This window comes from Mesorhizobium sp. M7A.F.Ca.CA.002.05.1.1 (assembly GCF_003998335.1).
Lineage (GTDB): Bacteria > Pseudomonadota > Alphaproteobacteria > Rhizobiales > Rhizobiaceae > Mesorhizobium.
Genome location: NZ_RZQI01000583.1, coordinates 1 through 3915, shown reverse-complemented (window position 1 = coordinate 3915; position 3915 = coordinate 1). Strand labels below are relative to the sequence as shown.

Genomic DNA, 3915 nt, shown 5'->3' with positions numbered 1-3915 from the left:
GGGCGATACCGAAAACAGCATGAACCAACTCGATCGGGCCTATAGCATCGCCGGATCGACATACGGCTCGGTGCACCCGCTGACCTTTGCCGCGCGGCAGGCCATGGCCAACCTCAAGGCGAAGTCGAATCCCGAGGCTGCAGCCACCGATTTTGCGGCTCTCAACGATGACATGTTGCGTTGGAATTGGTTCCAGGTGAGCACGGCCGCCAACCCGGTCGTCGCTGAAGCCAGCCGCGCCTTGGCCGATGACATGCTCTACGACTATGCGCGGCTGGCAAAAAACAACGCATCGGCAGTGCCGGCATTCGCTGAAGCGGTGCGTCGCTGGCCGACACTCGAAAACGACAAACGGGATCAGTTGCGCAGACTGTCGCGTTTGATCGATCCGAACGATATGGAGACACGGCATTTGATCCAGGCCGGGATACGGCTGTCCCTGGCCTACCAGGAGGCTGCTTCCAGTGGCGACAGTGCCGACGATCCAGGTGCGGTACAGCCCGACCAGGCTCAGGCGGCGTACGAAAAGGCGATCACGAGAGTTACGACGAAGTACAGATTCGACCAAAGCGTGGTGGACAAGCCACTGCCATCCGCAAACACGCTGCTGCAGCCCAACGAGGCGCTGATCGATTATTTCATCACTCGCAAGTGGCGGGCGGACCGCGAGAGCGCCGATCCGCTGGAAGACGAACGGCTCTACGCGATCGTCACGCGCAAGGACCAGCAGCCGTCGCTCTATGACCTCGGCGATCCGCGCCGGCTCATCCCAGCCGCCCGGGAAACCCGCATGGCAAACCTCAGGTCGACCCGCTCCGCGCAGGAGCGTGGCGCTGTGACCCTGGTCGATCTGAACGCGACATTCACAGGGCTTTACGCCGGTCTGATCGCACCTCTGGAGCCGTCGCTTGGCGGCGCCGACACGCTTTTCGTGGTGCCGGACGGCAAGCTGTTTTCGGTGCCATTCCCCTTGCTGCAGGACAGCAAGGGCGCGTCGCTCGATGATCGCTTCCTGGTGCGCATGCTGACCCGGCCGGAATCGCTGTTGAACGCAGGCATCGATCAGAGTTTTCCCAAGTCCGGCAAGGCCTTGCTGGCCGGCGGCCTGGATTACGCACGGGGTGCGGAGAAGGGTGCCGAGCCGCTACCGGGTACCCGCAAGGAGGTCGACGCGATCGCCTCGATCCTGCGCGGCGATCATTATTCGGTCGAGACCCTTACCGGAACGGCTGCCGGCGAACGGGCGCTGCGCAAGGACATCGAGCAGGCCACGGTCGCGCATCTGGCCACACATGGTGCCTACCGCGACGAGAAAGAGGGCGGCGTCGGTGCCGTGAATGCGCTGTGGCAGAGTGAGGTCGTGCTGTCCCGGTCGGGAAACCGGCAATCGATGAAGCGCGATGATGATGACGGCCGGCTCTATGGCATGGAGCTGATGATGTGGGATTTGTCGAACCTCGACCTGCTTGTGCTCTCCGCCTGCGAGACGGCCCGTGGCCAGGAGACATTCGTCGGCGGTTTGCGCGGCCTGCCGACGGCAATCAACATTGCCGGTGCGAAGCGCTCGTTGCTAACCCTTTGGCCTGTGGACGATGCGGGAACCGCTGCCTTCATGGTGAGCTTCTACGGCCATCTCGCCGCCGGGCGGACTTATCCGGAAGCGCTGCGCCAGGCCCGTCGCGATGCCCGCGACGGCGAGATATCAGGCGCGCAGGACCCTCGGGTATGGGCCGCCTTCGTCATGTTCGAAAACTGACGGCCGCGAGCCAACGCTTGCCCGCGATCGATCCGTTCAAGCGGATCGGGCTGACCGAAGCGCGGTGGCCGGGTCGTTTTGCCGGATGAGGCCTGAAAGGTGCGATCCCTTCGCTTGCAGAAAAGCATGCAGGCGCTGCGGATAGTCCGGCGCCACGGCTTGCCTGATCGACGGGCGCTCACTCAACGCTTTGCGCCAGGCTCGGACGAGCGGTTTGCCGTCCAGAATGCCGAAATCACCGATGCGGTCGAAGACATCGAGGTAGCGGAAGACCGGACCGTAAACGGCGTCGACCAGCGAAAAGTGCCTGCTGGCGAACCAGGGTCCGCCGGGCTCGTCCGCCAGCTCGGCTTCGAGGCGATCGAACATGGCGGACAGCGCGCTGGATTCGGCCAGGAAGCCAGCTTCGGTCGAGGCTGAATAGAACCGGCCGATGGCGTTGAGGGTTGCCGAACCGAACTCGATCCAGGCGCGATGACGGGCGCGGGCATAGGGGTCGGCAGGGTGGAGGGGATTGGCTTGCGTCTCTTCAAGGAATTCGAGGATGACGGCCGATTCGAAGATCACCGTTTCCTCGCCATTTCGCTGTACGCGCAGCAGCGGCACCTTGCCGAGCGGCGAGATCGCTTTGAACCAATCCGGTTTGTTGGCCAGGTCGATATCGATGCGCTCGAACGGCACGCCCTTTTCGGCCAGCGAAATCGCGGCGCGCTGCACATAGGGGCAGAGGTGATGGCTGACGAGGATGAGCTTGTGTGCCATGAGGTTTCCAAGGTTAATGCATTTGCATCTATATAGATGCACATGCATCGATCGTCAAGCTTGATGCAGATGCATCTACTGCCTATGCTTGGCCATGACCGAGAAAGCCACGCCTTCGCCAGAAGCCATCAAGGCCTGGGCTCGCCTGATGCGCGTTTCGCGCCAACTGATGGAAAGCGCTGAAGAAGCGTTGAAGGCCGCCGGCCTGCCGCCGCTTGCCTGGTACGACGTGCTGCATGAGCTCGCTGAGGCGAGCGAGGGCGGGCTGCGGCCGTTCCAGCTCATCGAGCGCACTCTGTTCGCGCAATACAACATTTCGCGGCTGCTGGCCCGGCTCGAGGCCGATGGGCTCGTCGAGAAACTGACGGTGGCCGATGATGGTCGTGGCCAGACCATCCGCATCACCGCCAAGGGCCGCGAGACACGCCGCCAGATGTGGGCTGTCTACGGACGGTCGATCACCGAACTGGTTGGCGCCAAACTGTCGGCGGATGAATTGACCAGGGTCTCCGCACTGCTTGGACGATTGCGCCATCCGCCAGCCTCCGATTAGCGAGGCTTGTCGCGCGGCAACGCATCACTTGCAGATATTTTGCGCCCGCCCTCTTGCGCGCGGCCTCGGATTGCGCAATATGCCGAACCGTAACGTACGGTACGGCATACCGGAATGACCGGTGGCCCGACCTTTCGAGAGAAGAGCGTGTTGCACAGCGTGCCCGACATCGACACCAGCGAAGCGCTGACAGAACGGCAGAAGGCCGTGCTCGACGCGGCGTTGCGGCTGCTGGTCGAGGAGGGCGATCATCTGACCATGACCGCCGTGGCGCGCCGCGCCAGCTGCTCCAAGGAAACGCTCTACAAATGGTTCGGCGACCGTGACGGGCTGCTGACGGCGACGGTGCAGTGGCAGGCCTCGAAAGTGCGGGTGGCGCCGGTTGACGGCAAGGGGCTCGATCTTGCCTCCCTGACCGCAAGTCTCGAACGCTTCGCCTCGGACTGGCTCAAGGTGATCTCCAGTGACACCTCGATCGCGCTCAACCGGGTGGCGGTCAGCCATGCCGGTTCGGGCAAGGACAATCTCGGCGCCGTGGTGCTTGAGAACGGCCGCTTCGCATTGGCCAAACGGTTGAAGCCGGTGCTTGAGGCCGGCCGACGGACCGGACTTTTGGATTTCGCGGATGCCGAGACGGCGTTCCGCACCTTTTTCGGGCTGGTCGCCCGCGACGTGCAGATCCGTCTGCTGCTTGGCGACCGGCTGAAATTGACTGAGGCGGCGATCGGCGGCGATGCCGCGCGCGCGACGCAGCAGTTTCTCGCTCTTTTCGGAGCAAAAACCGGGCCGCAGGGCCTCTGATTCATAAAACGGGAAGGAAGACAAAATGCGCGTCTATTACGAT

The 3915-nt window shown here is 63.0% G+C and carries 4 protein-coding genes; 3 read left to right on the top strand and 1 reads right to left on the bottom strand.

Features of this window, described 5'->3' with window-relative positions:
* A partial coding sequence (locus EN939_RS24430) for a CHAT domain-containing protein (protein ID WP_206528330.1) occupies nt 1–1756 on the top strand: 1756 nt, incomplete at its 5' end.
* A 36-nt stretch (nt 1757–1792) separates the two neighbouring features.
* Here the strand turns inward: EN939_RS24430 and EN939_RS24425 are convergent.
* On the bottom strand, nt 1793–2518 hold the full coding sequence (locus EN939_RS24425) for a glutathione S-transferase family protein (RefSeq protein ID WP_127270251.1): 726 nt from the start codon (nt 2516–2518) through the stop codon (nt 1793–1795).
* A 94-nt stretch (nt 2519–2612) separates the two neighbouring features.
* Between EN939_RS24425 and EN939_RS24420 the strand changes: the two genes are divergently transcribed.
* On the top strand, nt 2613–3071 hold the full coding sequence (locus EN939_RS24420) for a MarR family winged helix-turn-helix transcriptional regulator (RefSeq protein ID WP_127270249.1): 459 nt from the start codon (nt 2613–2615) through the stop codon (nt 3069–3071).
* A gap of 114 nt (nt 3072–3185) precedes the next feature.
* Nucleotides 3186–3872, top strand: coding sequence for a TetR/AcrR family transcriptional regulator (locus tag EN939_RS24415; protein WP_127270248.1), 687 nt, complete (start codon nt 3186–3188; stop codon nt 3870–3872).
* Nucleotides 3873–3915: the final 43 nt, after the last annotated feature.

Excerpts from the sequence above, each read along its gene's own strand:
- EN939_RS24415 (WP_127270248.1), top strand. The coding sequence starts at position 3,186 with ATGACCGGTGGCCCGACCTTTCGAGAGAAGAGCGTGTTGCACAGCGTG.
- EN939_RS24425 (WP_127270251.1), bottom strand. The coding sequence starts at position 2,518 with ATGGCACACAAGCTCATCCTCGTCAGCCATCACCTCTGCCCCTATGTG.
- EN939_RS24420 (WP_127270249.1), top strand. The coding sequence starts at position 2,613 with ATGACCGAGAAAGCCACGCCTTCGCCAGAAGCCATCAAGGCCTGGGCT.